This is a genomic window from Rheinheimera sp. NSM (assembly GCF_052380015.1).
In the GTDB taxonomy this organism is placed as follows: Bacteria; Pseudomonadota; Gammaproteobacteria; order Enterobacterales; family Alteromonadaceae; genus Alishewanella.
This window is the reverse complement of record NZ_JBQTCI010000004.1, coordinates 206,011-227,079: the sequence shown is the minus strand read 5'-3', so window position 1 is coordinate 227,079 and position 21,069 is coordinate 206,011. Positions and strand designations below refer to the sequence as shown.

Sequence of the window (21,069 nt, the reverse complement as noted above, 5' to 3'; positions counted from 1 at the left end):
TGAAATAATGAAACAACTTAAACGCTATTTAACAATGAGTACGCTGGGTATAACTCTGGTGTCCCCATTAATGGCCGAAGATATTGAAATTTATGTTGGCAGTGAAAGTTATCGTCAAGGTGCTAATGCTAAAGTGCTGATTATATTTGATAACTCAGGCTCTATGCGAACGCTGGAAGAAGTTAAAAAAGCCTATGATACAACGAAGACATACACCACCAAAGGCTATGAAGAATTCAGCTCTGAAGCGATTTACTTTAGTCGTGGTGAAAATGTAGATGACGGCGCAGGCGTAGTACCTAATGGCCACAGCGACTCACGGCGCTTTAATAAAGCTATATTAGGCTGTGAAACTGCTTGGGAAAAATTGCGTACAGTGGGTTACTACACTGGTTACCTACGCGAGTATCAGGTTAAGGGCAATTCAGGCTCTTGGGAGCCGTTACCTGCGGAAATGGGTCTTAGTACTAATAATCCTGTGGATTGTTACGATGATATCGTAAATAAGAAGTCAAAAAACGGCACTTACAGTAGCAAATACACCCAAATTCCCAATGATCGTTATCCCTACAATGGCTCTGGTAATGCGAAAACTGATTTGGAAAACACGGCTTACACCACCGATTGGGCCCTGGCCAATAGCCAAAGTTCTGCTTTGCAGGGTGGGCAGCCGGTAACCCTGTATACATCTAATTACATTAACTACTACCACGCTACAACAAGTGACGTTGGCACAGAGAGCAAAACCAGATTGGAAATTGCCAAGGAAACCATTAACGAGTTACTGACAGCTACACCCGGCGTTGATTTTGGCATGATGCTATTTAATATGAATTATCCAAACGAAGGCGATCGGGATGGTGGCCGTATAGTTAATGGCATCAAGAAAATGACTGATGCCAGCAGGGCGGCGCTGCTTGGTACTTTGCAAAACGTTGATGCAGAAACTAATACACCATTGTGTGAAAGCTTAATGGAAGCCAAGCGCTATTATGCCGGCAATAATGTTGATTACGGTAAAAAAGACAAAGACTATGGCAATAGCTATGACGGTAATACTCCCCCCAGAGATACCAGCATAGAGTCAAACGGAAGTTATATTACACCCTACGACAAATGTTCAGATGTTGTTTATACCATTTTAATCACCGATGGCGAGCCGACGGTTGATGCTCACGCTGATGCAGCAATTAGAGCTTTGAGCAATGAAAGCCCATATCGCTTTGACAATGGCAGAACCAACTACCTGCCGGTACTGGCGAAATGGATGGCTACTGAAGATGTAAATGCAAATCTAACAGGTAAGCAGACGGCTAAATTATTCACTATAGGTTTTGGTGATGATGCCGTAAATGACGCTGGTGAATTGCTGGCTCTGGCAGCAAAGAATGGTGGCGGCAAGTATTATGCGGCACGCAACTCCGCTGCTCTGGCCACTGCATTACAGGCTAGTCTGATGGAAATCTTACGCGTCAATACAACATTTACATCACCTTCTGTCGCCAGTAACAACTTTGACAGAACACGCAGCCTGGATAGTGTTTACTACGCCATGTTTTTGCCTGACTCGGGGACGCGATGGACAGGAAATTTAAAGAAATTGAAATTAAAAGGCGATGTGCTGACAGATAAAAATGATGCGCCTGCGTTAGATGGCAACGGGTCTATATCTGATAGTGCAGTGACATTCTGGAATGCTACAGATTCCCCTGATGGCAATAATGTACCTGAAGGTGGCGTACTTGCTCAGTTACAACGTCAAACCGAACGAAATTTTTTGGTTGATATCGGCACCAGCCTGACAGAACTAAAGCCTGAAGCCTTTGCTGGCAACATTATCGACAATTTGTTGGGTACCGATGAAGAGGTTCAGGCTCAGCATATTGCTTGGGCCAGAGGGGTTGATGTCGACGATGACAATAACAACGGTAGCACAACAGATACACGTGATGATTTAATGGGCGATCCATTACATTCCAAACCACTGGTGTTGACCTACGGAACTAATGATATCCGGATTCTGATAGGTACTAACGCTGGCTTTCTTCATATGTTTAAAGACAGTGGCGATACTGTTGAGGAGAGCTGGGCTTTTATGCCGCAGGAATTAATGAAGAATATTCCTGACTTAAGACTCAACCAAAATGGTAACCCGAAAATCTATGGAGTGGATGGTAGTCCGGTTACATTCTTTAAAGACAAAGATGGGGACGGTGTTATTGGCAGTGAAGATAAGGTATGGGTGTTTTTTGGTTTACGTCGCGGGGGCACGTCATACTATGCATTGGATGTCACCGATCCTGATAAACCCGAGTTAATGTGGAAAATTGATAGTAATACTGCAGGCTTTGGTGAGCTGGGGCAAAGTTGGTCTACACCAAATGTTGCATACATAGAAACTCAAGGTGACAAGCCAGTGTTGATTTTTGGTGCAGGTTTTAGCCCAAATAAAGACAGCACCAGCGTGGCAACACCAGACAATGAAGGTCGCGGTGTTTTCATCGTAGATGCACAAACCGGCTCTCTTGTTAAGTCATTTGGTTCTGAATATGGTATTGAACATAGCGTGCCGGGCTCAGTATCAACTCTGGATAGTGATTATGATGGTTATACAGATCGTCTGTACTTTGCTGATACCGGCGGCAATATTTGGCGTGCTGATTTGGTTGGCGCTGACAAATCAAAGTGGACCATGTTCAAATTTGCTGATTTAGCCGACTCTATACAGAGCAGTGATCGCAGGTTTTTCAATGAACCGGTAGTTGCGCGCATGGAGATGCGGCAGGTGCAAGAAGTAACAACCTCTATCGAAGGCGAAACGGTAAAGGTAACAACCAAGGCCGATGTACCTTTTGATGCAGTGGTTATCGGCAGTGGTAGTCGCCCGCACCCGTTGTACGAAGGCGCTCAGGATATGTTGTTCATGTTGAGAGATATGAATACGGTAAGCCGTCTGTTTGCAGTAGATGATGTTCCTGCAGCAATAACAGTGACTGATCTTTATCAGGTAACTGATACTCAGCCCAGAACCACTATTGAGCAAATGGAAGAGTTGCAAAAAGACCTTACTGCAACAAAGGGTTGGTACTATCAGCTGGCGGCGTCAGAAAAATCGCTGTCGCCGGCAGTTGTACTGCAAGGCATCGCGTTCTTTACAAGTTACGTTCCGACAGTGGAACAAACAGAAGACAGCTGCAGCTTGAGCGGTGGACTTGGGCGAATTTATGCCTTTAGCTTAAATTATGGCATTCTAACGTCAACAATAATCGAAATACCAAGAATTCCTGACACACCCGAAGTATTTATTACTTGTGTTGGTGAGGACTGCGATAAACCATGTGAAGGTGAAGATTGTAAATCACAGCCTGGCGATATAATGATATTAAGTCCTGAACCGGAAAAGGTAACCTGTAAGGAAAATTGTGATCTGATCCCTGAGCTGAAAGAGGACAGTAGCAGCAACAGGCCGATGCGTCAGTATCTTGTTATCGACGAAAATTTATAACGGAGCTGTCGAATGAAACAACGCGGAATAACCTTAATTGAGCTGATGATCGTCGTCGCGATTATCGGCATCATCGCGGCGATAGCTTATCCAAGTTATACGCAGTACGTGCAACGCAGTAACCGCAGTGAAGCAATGAACGAGTTGGTAAGGCTTGCCAATATGCAGGAACAGTTTTTTGCTGATAACCGCCGTTATGCGGTTGATTTAACCGAGCTGGGGTTCCCGGATGTGACGACACTGACAGAAAACGGCCTATACCAGGTTCAGGTGACGGCCGCCGCCGCCCGAAACTTTACGTTGACTGCAACCGGGCTAGGCGTGCAGGCTACTGATGCCTGTGTAACGATGAATATTGATCAGACCGGTGCTAGAACGGCGTCGGCCCAGAACTGCTGGAGATAATATGAAACCGCTTTTATTAGTAGTTAGCCTCTGTGCGTTGTCAGCGCTGACAGTGCAGGCACAACAGACAAAACGCAGCGACAGCGCAGGGCTTTATAGCTATAAATGTCATTTAGCGTTGGCGGATAAGCGCGAGGTAATCCGGGATTATCGTCATCAACCGAGAAACCAAAACCGTAATCTGGAGCGTATGTTGCAATCTGAACAGGCTGCAGTTGAAAAAGGCCAGCGTTTGGCTATTACACAGGTTTTCGAGTGTGTTGAGCGCGATGCTGAGTTTAGTAAAGCTAAAGCGCGTGAATTAGACAGAACTACGCTACGCTAGATGCAGGCAATACTTGTAGCTAATAAAAAACGCCGGTTAACCGGCGTTTTTTTATGCATTTGCAGTGCAGCATCAGGGGCACACTACACCATTTTTGCTAACCCGTGAGCGGCCGGATTGTAACAATGTGAGCTGTGCACCTCTGTTTGCCTCGCCAGACGGGCAGTAAGACAACACGCCGTTGGCACTGGCGGTGCCATTGGCAGCGAAACTCACTCCGGCAATAGCAAAATTAATTGTGTCATTAGCTGCCACAGGCTCGATCACTCGCAATATGGTCTCGTTAGCGTCTAACTGGCGGTTGTTGTTTGGGTCATTGAATACACTGACCTGTCCTTGCCAGTTTGCGGTACAAACATCATTAACCAGCGGACAAATAGTTGTGGGGGACTTTGTTGATGCAGCCTGAGAACGCGCAAAAGCGAACATTCTGGACAACTCGGTTAACCTGGCTTCAGCCCTGGAGTTTTCAAGAAAGTTGTTCATGGCAGGAATACCTACACCGGCAAGAATAGCAACTATTGCTACCACTACCATAAGTTCTAACAACGTAAAGCCTGCTGACTGCCGCACAATATGCCCCTGCATTTTGTTACTGAGAATAACCGCAGTGTAGCAGAGGCTGCTGCCGGAGTACCAGATTAAATTATTGTTTACTAACAGGTAGTTATATTCCTATCGGATTTTTTATTGTTTTTTATTTGACCAATTGAAATATTGTTGTAACTTTAAGGTTAAATAAAATGTTTGTGGCATACGGATATGCGGTTACAACATGGATTTAGCCTGGTTGAAGTACTCGTTACATTATTAATCCTGAAAGTGGGGTTATTAGGTGTGTTAGCTGCTCAAGCGTTGACTTTACGTCAGCTGCAAGGGGCGATACAGCGTACTCATGCGGTAGCTTTAAGCAACAGTTTATTCAATGAAATACGCGCCAACCGGCGTTTGGCAGATCTTATCGGCCCTCAGTTAAACTCACAGTCTGAGATCCCTGCCGCACCGGATTGCAGCCCCGACGTCGCCTGTAATGCAGAGCAAATGGCGGCAGTGCAATTGCAAAGTTGGTTTAGCCAGTTGCAGCCTGCTGCAGGCGCCGGCTTGAATGATGCAGAGTTTTGTCTGCAGCAGGCGGGCGGTGCAGTGCGGTTGAGTGTCAGTTGGCAGCAACGGCTACATGCTGCACAAAATAATGCCGGGCCTTGTGAGGTAACCGCAGGCCGCAGTGGTTTTGTCATACAAGGCGGTGGTTGGTAATTATGCGCCGTGTACCCGGCTTTACGCTGACTGAATTACTGATTGCCATGCTGTTAGGCATGATTCTGATGACCCTGACACTAACGGCTTTTAGCAGTCTTAGCCGATCGGCCCGGCAAACTCAGCAATTGGCTGAGTTGCAGCAAAATGCACAACTGGCGATGAGTATTCTGCAAAATGAGCTGACTAACACCGGTTTCTGGGGCGGTCGCTCAGCGCCACAGCTAGCGGCGAGCTTGACTCTGCCGGAGGCACCGGCAGGGGATTGCGTTGAAGCCGCACTGGACAGTGGCAGCTTCCCGCAACCGGCGCAAAGCTTTGTAACCTTATATGCCCGCACCATTGGTGCCGGGCGCCAGCTAAACTGTTTGGCCGGCGCTATCTCGCAAACTGAACTGCTACAGATAAAACGCTTACTTGGCCAGAAAACGGCTATTGCAGATATGCGGCAGAACCGGTTTTATCTGGAAAGCGGATGGCAGCATAGCCGCTTTGTTGACAGCAACAGCCCGGGTTTAACGGCCGAATATGATTATTTCCCCTACCAGCATTTGGTGTTTTATCTGCAGCAGCAACGGCTTGATGGCAAGCCAATACCGGTATTAATGCGCAAACGCCTTAGCAGGAATCAAGCCGGGCAAGCTGTGATCAGCACCGATTCCGTGCTGGACGGCGTTGAACGTATGCACTTTGAATTTGGTATTGACGCTGATGCCGATGGTCAATTGGATTATCAACTAACGACAGAGCAAATGTCTGCGCAACTGTGGCAGCAAAATAATGCCCGTATTATCAGCCTGCGATACCACTTGTTGCTACGTGCGCGTCAGTCAGACCCGAACTACATCAATCAACAGCGTTATGATATGGGAGCGCACCGCTTTGTTGCGCCGGGTGATCATTATCGCCGGTTGTTGGTCAGCAGTACGATCTTTTTTCAAAACGCAGTGCTTTAGGAGCCGGAGATGGCAATAAATAAAGGAATGGCACTGATCGTGGTGCTGGTATTTTTACTGGTGATGGCCTTACTAGTGTCTGCCATGTTACTGGTTAGCCAGTTAAGTCATAAGACGGCATATGCTGCACAGCAACAATTGCAAACGTCACAGTTAGCATTGAGGCAGCATTTATCGCAGCTGGCATCGCTGCCGGCAGGCGAACTTCCGGCCGCAGAGTTAATGGCTGATTGCCCGGCAAGCTATGCCGCCTGGTCTGGTAATGCTGTGCAGTGCGAGCTATTACGGGTAGATACAGAAACCTACTCCGGCGGCCGGCATTTTTATGCCGGCTATAGCAGTTTGCTGTTAAGACAACGCCTGGCACAGAAGGTTGACTAAGATGGCATCAAGGTACCTTATTACGCTGTTCAGTTTGCTGTTAACCGCCACGGCCAACAGCTGCAATTTAAACGAACCGGAGCCTGTTGCGGCAAATCTGGCCGCCGGTAATGCTAACGAACAGCCAAGGCGCGTGCTAATGAGCAACAATGTTCAGCTTGAACTGCCGGAAGCTGACGGTGTGCTTAAAATACATAGCGCCGACAGTTTTATGTTGATTGATCAGCTGACAGATTGGCCGACAGCGACGGGACAAATCAGCAGCATCAAAGCTCAGCCGGTCGTATTGGATCATAATTATGATGGTAACGCAGATGCCCTCTACGTAGTGGACAGCAGCGGGTTGCTGTGGTTTGTAACGATAAACAGCCGGGGTTTCGAAGCGGTAGAGTTACTGGCGGACTTTAGCGATACGCAAGCCCGGTTTACGCAGCCATTACAACTGGTGCAAATGCTGGCGCCGGACAGCGGTGGCAGGATGCAACAGCAAACCATGTTGTTGTTGACAGCGACGATGCCCGCCGGCGATTTACTGTTGGCTGTTAAGCACCAGAGACAAAGACACAGCGCGTTGCAGTTGGCTGATCTAACTGACAGAACCGCCATTAGTGCCGATGAACAACGCTACGGTATTACTGAACAGTTATGGCAGCAAATGCAACAAGGTGCTGGTTGGTTTATACAGCTGGAGCAGCGCTTAACTGCACTACCTCAGGTATACGCCGGGGTAATTTATCTGACCTCTGCCGCTGAAACCCAGCTCAGGGCTGACTGTAGTTTGGCCGATGACGCGGTATCTCAGCTGTACGCGATACATTTGCATCATGCCGGTTTAGTTTATGCCAGAAGGCAGTGGGACATCAGTGCTATAGATAACGGTGAGCTGGTATTGCAAAAGAATAGCAGCGGAGAGCTTGAACTTAGCCTGCAGCATGAGCAGCAACAGCAGCTTTTATTAACTGACTTAAAAGCCATAACTGATGAATGTGCAGATTGCGTGGCACCACTAACGGCGGCGCAGTTTCCCGTTACTCTGTGGCTTGCTACCTACCAGACGGAACAAGGAGCACATTAAATGCGTAATGTTCGGTGCGGGTTTAGTTTGATCGAGTTACTGGTTGCCATGGCGGTGTTGGGTATACTGGCAGCAATATGTTATCCGTCTTATCAACAATATGTATTAAGAGCTTACCGCGCCGAAGCGACAGCGCAACTATTGCAACTGGCTGCGGCACAGGAGCAGTATCTGGCGGATTATGGTGTCTATACTGACGATTTTTCTGTGTTGGGTGGCGCTGCGCTTAGCCTGTCTGAGCGTTATGAGTTTCAAATCCTGCTGTCAGAAGCCAATCTGGCGTTTGAAATAACGGCAGAGGCCGCAGGGTTACAGCGTTCAGATAGTAATTGTTTGTTCTATAGCGTTAATCAGTTTGGTCAGCGTAATGTGCAATATCCACACAGCCTGACCTGTTGGGATTAGTTAGCCGGGCAGGGTTCCGCTAACTCGGTTAGCCGGCCACGCCCGGCCTGGTTAAGTGTCATACGGTAATGCCATCGATACTGAGTTTGCGGGCAATAGTAAAAAGTACCATTTTCAAAACCATTCAAACTGCCATCACGACGAAACGTTAGCGCACTGCGGTTATAGTGCAAGCTATGGGCAGCATGTACCGGCGCAATCTCCCGTAACAGTGTTTTTTGTTCAGCACCCGGATACAGCAAATTCAGCTGCAGCGGCAGGTGCTGCCAGTCTGCTGTACATTCACCCTCTTCATAGGGACACAACTGCACCGGTAAATTACTGCTGGTGGCCGCCACCCTGGCGTAGGCCAAATGTTGGCTGAACTGGCGTACATAAGCGTTGGCGCGTTGCCGCTCAATAAACTCTGTCAGTGCCGGCATAGCGCTGCTGATCAGAATGGTCAGCACGGCTAAGGTTACCAGCAATTCAATCAGGCTGAATCCTTGTCGTAGTGGTTGTGGCATAGCAGCTTCTCAGCAACAGCGGTGCAATGCAAAAAGCATAGTATTTATTGAATAAATGTAAAATAAATGCAGCATTAAATGTTTTAATGCTGCAACCGGCTTAGTCGTAAGGGGTGGGGATAGGTTGACGTTTGTGCTGGGTTTTCTGGTAAATGGCGATTAACTTAGCACTGACATCAGCGGCAACGGCTTTACCTTCGAGGAAATCATCTATTTGCTCGTAGGTTAGCCCCAGTGCTGCTTCATCCGCCTTTTGCGGTGCCATACATTCCAGATCTGCAGTAGGTGTTTTACCAACCAGCAGCTCAGGTGCACCCAAAGTTTTACCCACCAGCCTTACCTGGCGTTTGCTTAAGCCAAACAGCGGCGCTAAATCACAGGCGCCATCGCCCCATTTGGTATAAAAGCCGGTAATGTTTTCAGCGGAATGGTCAGTGCCCAACACCAAACCGCCCAGCAAGGCGGCAATATGATACTGAACAACCATCCGTGTACGGGCTTTAACGTTACCTTTGGCGAAATCTGCCTGAGCATCAGTAGCGGTAGCCATTTCCTGTGCCGCCATCGCACTCCAGGTGGCTTGGTGAATGGCATCGGCACCGGGTTGTACATTAACGGATAACGCTTTCGTGGGTTGAATAAAATCCAGCGCCATTTGGGCTTCAGCTTCATCTTTTTGCGTGGCATATGGCAGGCGCACCGCAATAAACTGATAACCACTGCCGCTTTGGTTTAACTCATCTACCGCCAGTTGCGCCAATCGGCCACAGGTGGTGGAGTCAATGCCGCCGCTGATGCCCAGCACCAGAGTTTTCATACCGGACGCGCTCAGGCGTTGTTTAATAAAGTCGACCCGGCGGCGGATCTCGAATTCTGGGTCTATCTGCGGTAAAACCCGCATTTCTTTGATGATGCCGGCTGCATTCATAGTATTGTGGCCTCTGCTGAAAGTATCACACTATCTTACCGCGCTTTACCCTTGGCAGATCAAGTGATTCTTAGCGATTAACTACTGAACAGCATAGTAGCTTGTATTATACTGCGGTGAACACTGCTGCCTAACAGACGGAAACTACAATGAAAAAAATTGAAGCCATTATTAAACCTTTTAAGCTGGATGATGTGCGTGAAGCGCTGGCAGATATCAGTATTACCGGTATGACAGTCACAGAGGTCAAAGGCTTCGGCCGGCAAAAAGGCCACACTGAACTGTATCGCGGTGCCGAGTATATGGTGGATTTTCTGCCCAAGGTGAAGCTGGAGATTGTGGTGCCGGATGAGCAGGTAGAGCGTTGTGTAGAAGCCATTATGAAAACCGCACAAACCGGCCGCATTGGCGATGGTAAGATTTTTGTGTTTGAAGTAGAACGCGTGGTGCGGATCCGTACTGGCGAAGAAGACGAGGATGCGATTTAATCTTCTGGTTTGGGTATCTTTGCTGCTTGCGCTGCAATACAGTTTTATCTGTCGGGCAAGCTTATTGGACGACATACAGCAACTAAGTGCTGCCGATATGCAGGGCCGTAAAACCGGCAGCGCCGGAGCAGAGCTTGCACGGCAGTTTATTGCGGCACGCTTTGCTCAACTGCAATTAGCCGGGTTTGATAACAGTGCAAGCGACAAATACCAGCAAGCGTTTGTTTATTCCACCTGGCCTGAAAAAAGCGGTATCAATGTACTGGGCTGGCGGCCGGGTTGCACCTACCCCGGGCAGTATATAGTGGTAACGGCGCATTATGATCATCTGGGTACACAGGGCCGCAAAATATTCCATGGCGCAGATGATAACGCCTCAGGTGTGGCTGCTATGCTGGAGTTGGCCGCCAGGTTAAGTGCCGTTTGCCCTGCTTATTCGTATATTTTCCTTGCTACTGATGCAGAGGAAGACGGTTTACATGGCAGCAAAGCCTTTGTTGCTGCACCGCCGGTGCCGGTGGAAAACATAGTGCTGAACCTGAATTTGGACATGATTAGCCGCGCTGACCGGCGTGGCAGGCTGTACCTGACCGGAGCCAGACGCTATCCGGCTTTAACAGCGCAGTTGGCAAAGGACTTTAGCAAACTGCAGTTTTTACACCATCGCGGGCCTGGTCGTATGGCGCGTAATAACCCGCGCTATGACTGGCCCAATGCCAGTGATCACGGGCCTTTTTATCGCGCCGGCATACCGTATTTGTTTTTTGGTGGCCAGGAGCACCCGCATTACCACACACCTGACGACACCTGGCAGCGTATTGAACCGGATTTCCTTGAGATGGCCATCAGCGCTATCTGGCAGACAGTACAGTGGCTTGAGCAGCATTCGCCGCAAACTTTGCGTGCGGCTCAACGCTGACCACCAGTCAAAACTCAGCTGCTGACGATTTAATGCTGTCTTAGCCAGCGGACGTTTACGGCTTTGGGCCCGGCACAGCTATTAAGCAGCGGGTTGTCATGCAGGCGTAAGGTGTCATTTAGTAAAACTAAGCTGACACTCATAACTGCTCCAGCCGGTTTAGTGTGTCGGCGGCTTTCGCCAAAATAGCCGCCTTATCGTTGTCGCTGCGTTTATGCCAGTTGGCAAACGGCAGCGCCAGCCGCGGATTAGCACCCAGCTGTTGTTGGTTACGGTTGAGGAAATCCCAGTACAACGCATTAAACGGGCAGGCATCGGTTTCGGTAGTACGTTTAACGTTATAAGCGCAGTTTTTACAGTAGTTACTCATGCGGTTAATATAGGCGCCACTGGCGGCATAGGGCTTTGAGGCCAGCACGCCGCCATCGGCAAACAGTGCCATACCAAGAGTATTGGGTAGCTCTACCCATTCGTAGGCGTCGGCATAAACGGCCAGATACCAGTCGGTTACCTGCTCAACCGACAAGCCGGCCAGTAAGGCAAAATTACCGGTGATCATTAAGCGCTGAATATGGTGCGAGTAAGCATGCTCAATAGTGTGCTGCACGGCTTGCTGCATACAGCGCATTCGGGTGTTGCCATGCCAGTAAAACCCTGGCAGAGCGCGCTCAGCGTTTAACGCGTTATGCTGTTTGTAAGCCGGCATCAGCAGCCAGTACAGGCCGCGAACATATTCACGCCAACCAATTAACTGGCGGATAAAACCCTCAGTGGCGTTTAACGGCACCAGGCCTTGCTGGTAAGCCTGCTGCACTTTGTTGCACATCCAGCGCACATCCAACAAGCCGCAGTTTAAATACATCGAGCAAATACTGTGAAACAAAAACGGCTGCTCCAGCAGCATCGCATCCTGATAGTCGCCAAACACCGGCAGTTGCTGTTCGACAAAATGCAAGAAAGCCCGGCGTGCGTCTTTACCGGTTACGGCATAGCTAAAGTTGTCGCCATTGCCCATATTGCCGGCAAACTGCTGATTAACCAGCGCTATCACCTCCAGGGTAATAGCATCAGGGGCAAAACGCAGCGGCGGAATTTGGCTTAAATCCTCCGGGCAGGCTTTACGGTTATCAGCGTCATAGTTCCACTTGCCACCTTCAGGTGTATCCCCTTGCATCAGCAGGCCGGTGTAGCGACGCATATCGCGGTAAAAATATTCCATCCGCAGCTGTTTTTTATCCCGGACCCGGGCATTGAACCGCGCGGCACTGCAAATAAAGCGGTCGTCATCTGCTATTTGCAGTGTCAGCGAAAACTGCTGCTGCCAGCTGTTTATTTCCTGTTGTAAGCGGTACTCGCCGCATTGTGTAACCAGCAGGCCATCAATTTCCGGGTGCTGTTGCAGCGCATAACGTACCGCATCTGTCATGCTGTAGACGTCAGGTACTGCACCGTACCTGATATAACAAAGTTGTACGCCTTGCTGCTGCAATACGGCAGCAAAATGGCGCATGGCACTGAAAATAAGAATAATTTTATGCTTGTGATGTTTTACATAGCTGGCTTCTGCACCGACTTCTGCCATTAAAATAACATTGTTCGGTGTTGCCAGGCGCAAAGACGATAGCGCAGGGCTAAGCTGATCACCCAAAATAACAATAAGATTGGCCATAATAACCACGGTTTACTGATGATGTTGGCTTTACGCCGGGTAGTGGTATGGCGATCAGGTCGTAGCACAGAGAAACTGCTTTGTGTTATGTTGTCACATAAATAATATGATGAAGGACTTTAGGCTATGAAGTTATCTTTATTGGCTTGCATGCTGATAGCAGCCGGCTTTAACACTGCCGTAGTGACAGCGCACCAGGTGCCGGCAGAGCATGCAGTATCTGAGCACGAACATGATCACGAGCACGAGCACGAACATGACCAAGAGCATGATCACCAGCATGATGACGAGACAGAAATGGTGGCGCTGGGCGCGCATGTGCATGGCCATGCAGTATTAACCCTGGTACTGGAAGGCAATGAAATGCAATTGGCGTTTCAGTCGGCAGCGCAAAGTATAGTGGGGTTTGAGCACAAGCCCCGCACAACAGAGCAACAGCAGGAAGTGACAGCGGCCATAGAGGTGTTTAATCAGGCACAGTGGTTCAGTTTTAATACCGACGCCAACTGCGAGCTGGTGATGGCAGAAGCCAGTACCGATCTGACGGAGCTACAGGCCAATAAAGGCCATGCCGATTTTTATGCCAATTATCAGCTGTTATGTCAGCGCCCGGCACGGCTGAACGAGTTACAGTTAACTATTTTCAGCTTGGTTCCGATGTTGGAGCAAATAGACATTCAATGGATTCTTAACGGCCAGCAAGGTGCATCACAGGCAGCATTAAGCAGCAGTACCATACGTTTTCAGTAAGGCTGAAATAAAAACGGCAGCTAAAGCTGCCGTTTTCTCAGTAGGTATACTCTTCTACTTTATCTACTTTCAGGCTGTAAGCCGCCTGGCCTAAATCATGTGTCATTACATCAGTGGTCAGGGTGCCGCTGATCCAAAACGGCGAGTAAATCATGTCGGCTTTCAGGCCTTTGGCGCCGTTGACGAAAATCATCTGGTTTGGTGGTGGCGGTGGTACGTGAATACAGGCACCAAAATAGGGCACTAAAAAGAAGCTGGTAACATTTTGCTCGCCATCAAATTCTAACGGTACAATAAAACCCGGTACCCGCACCTTGGTATTATTATATTTTTCCACCACCTTGGCGGAGTTCATAATTTGTTGCCATTGCTGTGCGGCCGGATCGTCGCCCTGGTAGTCATCGTCAAACGGTGATGGTTGGCTGTAATCGTGCTGCACTTGCGGCATTTGCTCTAACAGCTTTAAATCTTCTTCCGGCATCAAATCCGTCCACTCAAGGGTTTTAACCTCGCTTGCACTAAGTGCGACAGAAAAACATGCGACCAGTGTCAGGTATAACGCAACAGATAACGTCCGTAGCATTGGAGCTCGCCTCCCTAAGTTGGCATAATGGCAAAAAACGCTGATATCATAACATGACACTGAGAGCGCCTGTGACTGACAAGCCGAAAATTCCTGCTATTGAGCTCAAACAGTTGCTGTTTTACTACCAAAGCGGTGGTTGGCAGCTGTATCTGCCGCAGTTGGTTTTAGCCCGCGGCCAGCATTTATTCGTGCGTGGTGCCTCCGGCAGCGGTAAAACCACCTTATTGAATCTACTTTGCGGTATTACCCGGCCGGCCAACGGTGAGCTGTATGTTAACGGTCAGCCGTTACATACCTTAAGCAGCCGTGCCCGCGATAACTTAAGGGCAAAACACATAGGCGTAGTGTTTCAACAGCTCAACCTGATCCCGTATTTATCGGTGTTGGACAATACGCTGCTAAGCAGTCATTTTGCCGGGCAAAACAAAACCGAAGCGCTAAGCCGTGCTAAAACCTTATTGCAACGCCTCGGGCTGCAACAGGACTTATGGCATAAAACAGCTAACCAGCTCAGCGTAGGCCAACAACAACGGGTGGCTATTGCGCGGGCATTATTGCCAAAACCGACCTTGTTGATAGCTGATGAGCCTACCTCGGCACTGGACAGTGACAACCGCGATGCTTTTATGCGTGTAATGCTGGCGGAAGCCGATGCCAATGGTTGCACTGTTATTTTTGTCAGCCACGATCAGAGCCTGACACAGTACTTTCATACTCAGCTGGATATGCAGCAGTTAGCCAAAGGAGTGCAGCCATGCTGATGAAACTGGCGCGGTTAAGTTTATGGAACCGGCGCGGCACTGTGCTGATGACCTGGTTGTCACTGACGATAAGCATTGCCTTATTGCTGGGCATAGATCATTTACGCACTGAAGCTAAAAACAGCTTTACCAGCACGGTATCCGGCACCGATTTAATTGTTGGCGCCCGCTCCGGCCAGCTGAATTTGTTGCTGTATTCGGTATTTCGCATCGGTAATGCGACGGCCAATATCAGCTGGCCGGCTTATCAACGTATCATTAAGCACCCGCAAATAAGCTGGAGCATTCCGATATCGCTGGGCGACTCACATCGGGGTTACCGCGTGATGGGTACCAACGGCGACTATTTTAACCATTACCGCTATGCCAACAGCCAGCCATTGGTGCTGGCGCAGGGCAAGGCATTTGATGGAGTATTTGATACGGTGCTGGGCGCCGAAGTGGCGGTGAAGTTAGGTTATAAGTTGGGTGAGCAAATAGAATTGTCGCATGGTGTCGGTGTCGTCAGTTTTAGTCAGCACAAAGATAAACCCTTTACCGTGGCCGGCATTTTGGCAGCTACCGGCACGCCGGTAGACCAAACCGTGCATGTTAGCCTGGAAGCGATAGAAGCTATTCACCTCGATTGGCAACAGGGGGCGCCTATGCCCGGCAGACAGCTGAGCAGCGACCAGGTATTGGCAATGGATTTAACGCCAAAATCTATTACCGCTTTTATGGTGGGTTTAAAATCGCGCATGGCTACCTTTACGTTGCAGCGGCAAATTAACGAATACAAAAACGAACCGCTGTCAGCTATTTTACCCGGCGTGGCGTTGGCCGAGCTGTGGCAAATGCTCAGTATGGTAGAAAACCTGTTGTTGCTGATCAGCTTGCTGGTGTTGCTGGCGGCGTTGGTGGGCATGATCACTACCTTGTTAGCATCAATGAAAGAACGGCAACGTGAGATGGCCATTTTACGTGCCACCGGAGCGCACCCGTGGTATTTGTTTGTGCTTATTCAGCTTGAGGTATTATTGGTAACGCTGTTGTCTATGTTATCGGCTGCAGGTTTACTGCTACTGAGTTTGTATCTGCTGCAAGATACGCTGGCGGCAGACTTTGGCCTGTTTATCAGCCTCAACATTGTTAAACTGACTACATTGTATTGGGCTGCCGGCATTTTGTTGTTATCGGCGCTGTTGGCAACGTTGCCTGGCATATTGGCCTACCGCAAAGCGTTGGCTGACGGTTTAACGGTCAGGTTGTAGTATCAATCTGCAGTGGACAGGTTAAGCTAACGACACAGCCTGCGTCGGTATTGCGCAGGCTGACTTCACCTTGCAGTAAGTGTGACACCAGATTAAACACCAGTGTCAGCCCCAGGCCTTTGGCGCCACGATTACGCTGCGTGGTAAAAAACGGCTCGAACGCCCGGTTTAGTTCATCGCTTGTCATGCCTCTGCCGTTATCTGCCACTTCCAGCTGCCAGCTGTAGGCATTTTTGCTGGCACGGATCACAATGGTGCGGGGGCCTTGCGCAGTAAACGCATGCTGGCAGGCATTTTCAATCAGCCGTGTCAGAATGGTTGCCAACGGGCTGGCAAAGCTTTGAATAGTTAATCCGCGCGGCAATTGCAGCTGTACTTCAACCTGATGTTGTTTCAACAAGGATTCAACGCTGGACAATACCTTAGGCACGAAGCGACTAAGCTGCAGCGATTCCGGCTGCTGCCCGGCACCGCCGGCTGCGGTTTGTTTAAAGCTGTTAACCAAATCGACCGCGCGCTGCAGGTTAGTATTTACCATGGCAATGCTGCTTTTAATGGCCGCGCCGCTTTGGCTGAACTGCTGCCGGGTAAGCTGGCCGGCCTGAAACAGCTTTTCCAATGCCGATAAGGTGGTTTCGGCATGGCTGTTGGCGGTAACCGCTACTCCCAGTGGCGTATTAATTTCATGTGCGATACCGGCGACCAGCCGGCCCAGGCTGGCCATCTTCTCCACTTCAATCAGACGTCGCTGTGTATGTTGCAGCTGCTCCAGCGACTGCGTCAGTTCCTGAGTGCGTTGGCTGATAATCTGTTCAAGGCCGCTGTTCAGCTGTTCCAGTTCACATTGATACCGCATCCGCTCAGAGGCACTGAGCGCCCGGCCATAAATGTCGGCGAGGAAGCCGGCAAAAACAATTTCGTCTGTTTGCCAGTGTTTGGGTTGGCGATGTTCAATACAAATGATACCTACCATCACACCATGGTGGCGGATTGGCGTATCCAGCATCGAGCATATTTGCAATGGTTTAAGGTAAGGCTCTGAAAACTCGCTTGTTTGTGGGTGAGTGTGAGCGTCTTGCGCAACGATATTGCGTTCCTGGTCCAACGCCGTGAAATAATGCGGAAAATCTTGCCGTGACAGGATTATATCCGGTTCAGCATAATGGGTATCGCAGTCCAGCAGATAGGCACAGCGCATCTGCCGGCGGTCGTCTGACATTAACCAAACGCTGGCGCGATCAGTGGCCAGCCCGCTGGTAATACCCTGTAAAATAAGCCTGTTACTGGCCGCAAGGTCACCCTTATCAATATCAGGGTTCAGGCTTATCTGCGCTAAAATATGTTGTAGTTCAATATGCATAAGGGCAAACAGCGCTCCGTATTAGCTCAGATTCAGTACAAATAACCCCGGCTGCGTAACTGCAATGTATAGCATCTTTAGCACTTATGCGCTAAATTTAACGCAGTTTAATCATTCACTTGTTGTAATAAATTGCAGATCTGCGCCATGCCCCGAATTCAGCAAACGCGTCGGCAGCGGATAAACAAAGTACTGAAACTAATGGCTCTGATATGACGGCACCGACTACGGACCTGCAACAACAGCTTGAAACTTTGCGGCTGGCATATGTTGACCGATTGCGACAGGATTTGCCGGCGCTACTGCAACAAGCACAGGCATTACCCGAGACTCCATCAGAGCTGTGGCAACAACACGCAGCGCAACTCATGGCCGCTTTACATACCCTGGCAGGCTCTGCCGGTACCTTTGGCCTGGCACAACTGGGTGACCGCGCAAAACAACTGGAACAGCAACTCAAACACTGGTTGCACGACGGTATTCAACCCGACGTTGCGGCTTACCGTGACTTTGTAGCGGCAATAGCCTTGCTGAGTCGCTTGAGTGACACTGCTGCAGAGATACCGGTATTAAATGTCAGCGTCGGCCAGCAGCCGTTAGCGGCAACGGTGTATTTATGTTGTGCCGATAGTGCTCTGAAAGAGCAAATCAGCATTATGCTGGATATCTTCGGTTATGTTAATCGCCAGTTTACCGGCTTTAGCGCACTGCGTGATGCGGTAGCGATGCAACGTCCTGCTGTTGTAATTGTGGATGCCGATCAACCGGGCGCAGTGGCTCAGTTGCAATTAATCCAGCACGAACAAAAGACGGCGTTGCCGCTGTTGCTGGTGAGCCATAAAACAGACTTTAACAGTTACCTTGATGCGGTACGCATTGGTGCTGTGGGATACTATAGCCGACCGCTGAACACAACGGAGTTGGAAGCCGGGGTGCGTAAACAAATATCCGGAGCAGAGCGCGAGCCTTTTCGGGTGATGCTGGTTGATGATGATCAGATGTTGGCACAGCACTATGCCATAGTGTTGCAGCAAGGCGGCTTGATGGTAGAGATTTTGCCACAACCGGCACAGATTTTTGATGCGTTAAACCGCTTCCATCCGGATGTGATCCTGCTGGATGTTAATATGCCGTTTTGCAGTGGTCCGGAGTTAGCCCAACTGGTGCGTTTGCAGCAAAGCTGGCTCGGTGTACCGATTATCTATCTGTCTTCAGAAACCGACAGCGAGCAACAGCTGGCAGCGTTGATCAAAGCCGGCGATGATTTTATCACCAAACCTATTTCTGACACGGCCTTGCTGGTGGCCGTATTTGCCCGGGCACAGCGGGCACGGCAGTTAGCGGAAATTATGACTCGGGACAGCCTTACCGGTTTATTACAACACGCGCACATTAAAGAGCGGTTGGCTTTGGAGATGCTGCGCTCAGAGCGCAGCGCCCAGCCGGTCAGTGTGGTGATGCTGGATATCGATCATTTTAAAAAGGTAAACGATAACTATGGCCACCTGGTAGGTGACCAGGTTATAGCCAACTTAGCTAATTTGCTGAAACAACAGTTGCGTAAAACCGACCTGGTGGGGCGCTATGGCGGTGAAGAGTTTTTGCTGGTGTTACCGGAGTGCACCTTGCAACGGGCGTTTGAGGTAATTGAACAGATACGCGAACTGTTTGCCGGTTTGCCCTTCAGTAGCAACGAGCAACGTTTTTTTTGTACCTTTAGCGCCGGTATCAGTGCAGTAGCAGGCAGTACTGCAGCTGATGTGGTGATAGAAAAGGCCGATCAAGCCTTATACAAGGCTAAAACCAGCGGCCGCAACCGCGTTATTCTGGCGCAATCGCAAACGGCGGGTTAGCCAACGGCAGCCGGATATAAAACCGGCAACCGCCAGGCAGATTTTGGTAACCTATTTCGCCCCGCATGGCCTGCATCAACTCCCGGCATATCGCCAGCCCCAACCCGGTGCCGCCTTTTGAACGCGAGTCGGCAGCATCTGCCTGGGAAAACTTTTGAAATATTTTACTTTTAAAGCCATCCGCAATGCCCGGACCCTGGTCCAGCACCGCAATTTCAGCCTGCTGATTGTGCTGGCTAACACTGACAACCACACGGGAGTTGGCCGGCGAAAATTTGGCGGCATTAGACAGTAAATTGGTTAAAACCTGTTCCAGCCGACGCTCATCTGCCTGCAGCCAGAGCTCCGGCCCGGGTTGCAGTTCCAGCTCACACAAGTGTTTTCTGGCATAAGGCTGGTTTTGCTGCAGGCACTTTTCCAGTAAGCTATGCGCATGCAACGTATTAGTAGTAAGTTGAATTTTACCTGCCATCAGCTTTTCAATATCAAGTAAATCATTGATCAGATGGGTGAGCCGTTCACAGTTGTCGTTGGCAATTTGCAGCATTTGGTTAGCGGCGTCGGGTAATTTTCCGGCTACGCCACCCAGTACCAGGCCAAGAGAGCCGCTGATAGAAGTCAAAGGCGTACGCAGTTCATGGCTTACCGTAGAAACAAACTGGTTCTTCAGTTGCTCCACGGTTTTTTGCTCAGTAATGTCCCAAATAAAACCATCCAGATATAGCAGCTGGCCATCGGTTGTAAAAATGCCGCGGCCTAACTCCTGCAGCCATTTTACCTCACCATTACGGGTGGTAATACGGTATTGCACATCGTAGCCTTGTTGCTTCGCTAAGGCTTGCTGCACGGTGTGGTATAGCCTTGGAATATCGTCTTCAAAGGTTAGTTGGGTGAAGCTTACGGCGCGGTTAGTAATAAAGTCGTCTGCAGTAAAGCCGGTGAGTGCTTCGACTTCGTCACTGATAAACAACATATTCCAGTCGGTATCGTTTTGGCAGCGATATACGATACCCGGCAGGTTTTCCAGCATAGAGCGGTAACGTTGTTCGCTTTGCTGCAGTAAGGCGCTTTTATGTTGGTTATCCAGCGCCAGCTTACGCGCTTCAAGCAGCTTGGTGGCCTGGCGTGCCAGCAGTTGCAAAGCAGTAAGTTGTGCCGGCGCCAGGGTTTTGCATACAGTATCTACCACGCACAGGGTGCCAAGGGCTAAGCCCTGATCCAACACCAGCGGTACGCCGGCATAAAAACGTATCCCGTCCGGCGCCAGCACATGGGGGTTATCCGCGAAACGTGGATCTTTGCTGGCATCGGCTACCTGCAGGATTTGCTCAGGCTGTAAAATGGCATGAGCACAAAAAGAGACATCACGGCTTGTTTGCACGTCGCTCATACCTTGTTTAGATTTGAACCACTGCCGGTCTTTATCAACCAGCGAGATAACCGATATAGGCACGCCGCAAATCATGCCGGCCAGCTGTGTTAAGGCATCAAAAGCGTCTTCTTGCGCGGTATCGAGAATTTCCAGCTGATACAAGCTCTCTAATCGTTGCTGTTCGTTGTGTGGCAGAGCAGCTTTCATTGTGGTATTTCCGTCCGGCTAAAGTTGTGTAAATGTTGTTTTATTCAGCTAGCTTAGCAGCTTAACGCAACTGCTGCTGGTGGCAAAGTTAAGCTGTGGTTATACTGCGCG

General features: G+C 49.5%; 21 protein-coding genes. 14 read left to right on the top strand and 7 right to left on the bottom strand.

Annotated features, from left to right (window positions below; all coding sequences use genetic code 11):
* The first annotated feature begins 7 nt into the window (after positions 1 to 7).
* From ACTZWV_RS13285 to ACTZWV_RS13275, 3 genes are read left to right on the top strand one after another with little or no spacing between them, the layout of a single operon-like run.
* Positions 8 to 3,505: a pilus assembly protein gene (locus ACTZWV_RS13285; protein ID WP_444787010.1), complete on the top strand. Its 3,498-nt coding sequence runs from the start codon at positions 8 to 10 to the stop codon at positions 3,503 to 3,505.
* 12 nt (positions 3,506 to 3,517) lie between these two features.
* On the top strand, positions 3,518 to 3,910 hold the full coding sequence (locus ACTZWV_RS13280) for a type IV pilin protein (RefSeq protein ID WP_444787009.1): 393 nt from the start codon (positions 3,518 to 3,520) through the stop codon (positions 3,908 to 3,910).
* 1 nt (position 3,911) lies between these two features.
* Positions 3,912 to 4,235: a TapY2 family type IVa secretion system protein gene (locus ACTZWV_RS13275; protein ID WP_444787008.1), complete on the top strand. Its 324-nt coding sequence runs from the start codon at positions 3,912 to 3,914 to the stop codon at positions 4,233 to 4,235.
* 72 nt (positions 4,236 to 4,307) lie between these two features.
* On the opposite strand, the gene ACTZWV_RS13270 is transcribed toward ACTZWV_RS13275, so the two are convergent.
* Entirely contained in the window at positions 4,308 to 4,808 is a 501-nt protein-coding gene (locus ACTZWV_RS13270) for a GspH/FimT family pseudopilin (RefSeq protein ID WP_444787007.1), read from the bottom strand.
* Positions 4,809 to 4,997: 189 nt separating this feature from the next.
* On the opposite strand from ACTZWV_RS13270, the gene pilV reads away from it, so the two are divergent.
* From pilV to ACTZWV_RS13245, 5 genes are read left to right on the top strand one after another with little or no spacing between them, the layout of a single operon-like run.
* On the top strand, positions 4,998 to 5,492 hold the full coding sequence (gene pilV / locus ACTZWV_RS13265; protein ID WP_444787006.1) for a type IV pilus modification protein PilV: 495 nt from the start codon (positions 4,998 to 5,000) through the stop codon (positions 5,490 to 5,492).
* 2 nt (positions 5,493 to 5,494) lie between these two features.
* Positions 5,495 to 6,448, top strand: coding sequence for a PilW family protein (locus ACTZWV_RS13260; protein WP_444787005.1), 954 nt, complete (start codon positions 5,495 to 5,497; stop codon positions 6,446 to 6,448).
* 9 nt (positions 6,449 to 6,457) lie between these two features.
* Positions 6,458 to 6,829 (top strand): hypothetical protein, encoded by a 372-nt coding sequence (locus ACTZWV_RS13255; RefSeq protein ID WP_444787004.1) that lies wholly within the window; start codon positions 6,458 to 6,460, stop codon positions 6,827 to 6,829.
* Between the two features lies 1 nt (position 6,830).
* Complete coding sequence (locus tag ACTZWV_RS13250) at positions 6,831 to 7,904, top strand: hypothetical protein (protein WP_444787003.1); 1,074 nt, start codon at positions 6,831 to 6,833, stop codon at positions 7,902 to 7,904.
* Entirely contained in the window at positions 7,905 to 8,309 is a 405-nt protein-coding gene (locus tag ACTZWV_RS13245) for a type IV pilin protein (RefSeq protein ID WP_444787002.1), read from the top strand.
* Here ACTZWV_RS13245 and ACTZWV_RS13240 read toward each other — a convergent pair.
* Complete coding sequence (locus tag ACTZWV_RS13240) at positions 8,306 to 8,815, bottom strand: GspH/FimT family pseudopilin (RefSeq protein WP_444787001.1); 510 nt, start codon at positions 8,813 to 8,815, stop codon at positions 8,306 to 8,308. The genes ACTZWV_RS13245 and ACTZWV_RS13240 overlap by 4 nt on opposite strands.
* A 100-nt stretch (positions 8,816 to 8,915) precedes the next feature.
* On the bottom strand, positions 8,916 to 9,743 hold the full coding sequence (gene nadE, locus ACTZWV_RS13235; RefSeq protein WP_444787000.1) for an ammonia-dependent NAD(+) synthetase: 828 nt from the start codon (positions 9,741 to 9,743) through the stop codon (positions 8,916 to 8,918).
* 149 nt (positions 9,744 to 9,892) lie between these two features.
* Here nadE and glnB point away from each other — a divergent pair, with 149 nt between their 5' ends.
* Together glnB and ACTZWV_RS13225 are read left to right on the top strand one after the other, a co-directional pair.
* A complete protein-coding gene (gene glnB, locus ACTZWV_RS13230; protein WP_444786999.1) occupies positions 9,893 to 10,231 on the top strand; it encodes a nitrogen regulatory protein P-II in 339 nt (112 codons plus the stop codon).
* Positions 10,221 to 11,150, top strand: coding sequence for a M28 family peptidase (locus ACTZWV_RS13225; protein ID WP_444786998.1), 930 nt, complete (start codon positions 10,221 to 10,223; stop codon positions 11,148 to 11,150). Before glnB ends, ACTZWV_RS13225 begins: the two co-directional genes overlap by 11 nt.
* Positions 11,151 to 11,289: 139 nt before the next feature.
* On the opposite strand, the gene ACTZWV_RS13220 is transcribed toward ACTZWV_RS13225, so the two are convergent.
* The gene (locus ACTZWV_RS13220; RefSeq protein ID WP_444786997.1) at positions 11,290 to 12,819 is read right to left on the bottom strand and encodes a cryptochrome/photolyase family protein; all 1,530 of its coding nucleotides are present in this window, start codon (positions 12,817 to 12,819) and stop codon (positions 11,290 to 11,292) included.
* Between the two features lie 126 nt (positions 12,820 to 12,945).
* On the opposite strand from ACTZWV_RS13220, the gene ACTZWV_RS13215 reads away from it, so the two are divergent.
* Positions 12,946 to 13,569 (top strand): ZrgA family zinc uptake protein, encoded by a 624-nt coding sequence (locus ACTZWV_RS13215; RefSeq protein ID WP_444786996.1) that lies wholly within the window; start codon positions 12,946 to 12,948, stop codon positions 13,567 to 13,569.
* A 37-nt stretch (positions 13,570 to 13,606) separates the two neighbouring features.
* Here the strand turns inward: ACTZWV_RS13215 and ACTZWV_RS13210 are convergent, their stop codons facing one another.
* Positions 13,607 to 14,152 (bottom strand): DUF3299 domain-containing protein, encoded by a 546-nt coding sequence (locus ACTZWV_RS13210; RefSeq protein ID WP_444786995.1) that lies wholly within the window; start codon positions 14,150 to 14,152, stop codon positions 13,607 to 13,609.
* Positions 14,153 to 14,223: 71 nt separating this feature from the next.
* Between ACTZWV_RS13210 and ACTZWV_RS13205 the strand changes: the two genes are divergently transcribed.
* Together ACTZWV_RS13205 and ACTZWV_RS13200 are read left to right on the top strand one after the other, a co-directional pair.
* The gene (locus ACTZWV_RS13205; RefSeq protein WP_444786994.1) at positions 14,224 to 14,916 is read left to right on the top strand and encodes an ABC transporter ATP-binding protein; all 693 of its coding nucleotides are present in this window, start codon (positions 14,224 to 14,226) and stop codon (positions 14,914 to 14,916) included.
* Positions 14,910 to 16,166 (top strand): ABC transporter permease, encoded by a 1,257-nt coding sequence (locus ACTZWV_RS13200; protein ID WP_444786993.1) that lies wholly within the window; start codon positions 14,910 to 14,912, stop codon positions 16,164 to 16,166. The genes ACTZWV_RS13205 and ACTZWV_RS13200 overlap by 7 nt, the downstream gene beginning before the upstream one ends.
* On the opposite strand, the gene ACTZWV_RS13195 is transcribed toward ACTZWV_RS13200, so the two are convergent.
* Positions 16,156 to 17,526 carry a sensor histidine kinase gene (locus ACTZWV_RS13195; protein ID WP_444786992.1) on the bottom strand — a complete coding sequence of 457 codons (1,371 nt, stop codon included), beginning with the start codon at positions 17,524 to 17,526 and terminating at the stop codon, positions 16,156 to 16,158. The two genes, ACTZWV_RS13200 and ACTZWV_RS13195, sit on opposite strands and share 11 nt — an antisense overlap.
* Before the next feature lie 212 nt (positions 17,527 to 17,738).
* On the opposite strand from ACTZWV_RS13195, the gene ACTZWV_RS13190 reads away from it, so the two are divergent.
* A complete protein-coding gene (locus ACTZWV_RS13190) occupies positions 17,739 to 19,379 on the top strand; it encodes a diguanylate cyclase (protein WP_444786991.1) in 1,641 nt (546 codons plus the stop codon).
* Here the strand turns inward: ACTZWV_RS13190 and ACTZWV_RS13185 are convergent.
* Positions 19,348 to 20,958 carry an ATP-binding protein gene (locus ACTZWV_RS13185; protein WP_444786990.1) on the bottom strand — a complete coding sequence of 537 codons (1,611 nt, stop codon included), beginning with the start codon at positions 20,956 to 20,958 and terminating at the stop codon, positions 19,348 to 19,350. The two genes, ACTZWV_RS13190 and ACTZWV_RS13185, sit on opposite strands and share 32 nt — an antisense overlap.
* Positions 20,959 to 21,069 lie beyond the last annotated feature (111 nt).

Excerpts from the sequence above, each read along its gene's own strand:
- ACTZWV_RS13220 (WP_444786997.1), bottom strand. The coding sequence starts at position 12,819 with ATGGCCAATCTTATTGTTATTTTGGGTGATCAGCTTAGCCCTGCGCTA.
- ACTZWV_RS13195 (WP_444786992.1), bottom strand. The coding sequence starts at position 17,526 with ATGCATATTGAACTACAACATATTTTAGCGCAGATAAGCCTGAACCCT.
- glnB (WP_444786999.1), top strand. The coding sequence starts at position 9,893 with ATGAAAAAAATTGAAGCCATTATTAAACCTTTTAAGCTGGATGATGTG.
- ACTZWV_RS13285 (WP_444787010.1), top strand. The coding sequence starts at position 8 with ATGAAACAACTTAAACGCTATTTAACAATGAGTACGCTGGGTATAACT.
- ACTZWV_RS13190 (WP_444786991.1), top strand. The coding sequence starts at position 17,739 with ATGACGGCACCGACTACGGACCTGCAACAACAGCTTGAAACTTTGCGG.
- ACTZWV_RS13255 (WP_444787004.1), top strand. The coding sequence starts at position 6,458 with ATGGCAATAAATAAAGGAATGGCACTGATCGTGGTGCTGGTATTTTTA.
- ACTZWV_RS13240 (WP_444787001.1), bottom strand. The coding sequence starts at position 8,815 with ATGCCACAACCACTACGACAAGGATTCAGCCTGATTGAATTGCTGGTA.
- ACTZWV_RS13245 (WP_444787002.1), top strand. The coding sequence starts at position 7,905 with ATGCGTAATGTTCGGTGCGGGTTTAGTTTGATCGAGTTACTGGTTGCC.
- ACTZWV_RS13250 (WP_444787003.1), top strand. The coding sequence starts at position 6,831 with ATGGCATCAAGGTACCTTATTACGCTGTTCAGTTTGCTGTTAACCGCC.
- ACTZWV_RS13275 (WP_444787008.1), top strand. The coding sequence starts at position 3,912 with ATGAAACCGCTTTTATTAGTAGTTAGCCTCTGTGCGTTGTCAGCGCTG.
- ACTZWV_RS13210 (WP_444786995.1), bottom strand. The coding sequence starts at position 14,152 with ATGCTACGGACGTTATCTGTTGCGTTATACCTGACACTGGTCGCATGT.
- pilV (WP_444787006.1), top strand. The coding sequence starts at position 4,998 with ATGCGGTTACAACATGGATTTAGCCTGGTTGAAGTACTCGTTACATTA.
- ACTZWV_RS13225 (WP_444786998.1), top strand. The coding sequence starts at position 10,221 with ATGCGATTTAATCTTCTGGTTTGGGTATCTTTGCTGCTTGCGCTGCAA.
- nadE (WP_444787000.1), bottom strand. The coding sequence starts at position 9,743 with ATGAATGCAGCCGGCATCATCAAAGAAATGCGGGTTTTACCGCAGATA.
- ACTZWV_RS13260 (WP_444787005.1), top strand. The coding sequence starts at position 5,495 with ATGCGCCGTGTACCCGGCTTTACGCTGACTGAATTACTGATTGCCATG.
- ACTZWV_RS13215 (WP_444786996.1), top strand. The coding sequence starts at position 12,946 with ATGAAGTTATCTTTATTGGCTTGCATGCTGATAGCAGCCGGCTTTAAC.
- ACTZWV_RS13200 (WP_444786993.1), top strand. The coding sequence starts at position 14,910 with ATGCTGATGAAACTGGCGCGGTTAAGTTTATGGAACCGGCGCGGCACT.
- ACTZWV_RS13280 (WP_444787009.1), top strand. The coding sequence starts at position 3,518 with ATGAAACAACGCGGAATAACCTTAATTGAGCTGATGATCGTCGTCGCG.
- ACTZWV_RS13185 (WP_444786990.1), bottom strand. The coding sequence starts at position 20,958 with ATGAAAGCTGCTCTGCCACACAACGAACAGCAACGATTAGAGAGCTTG.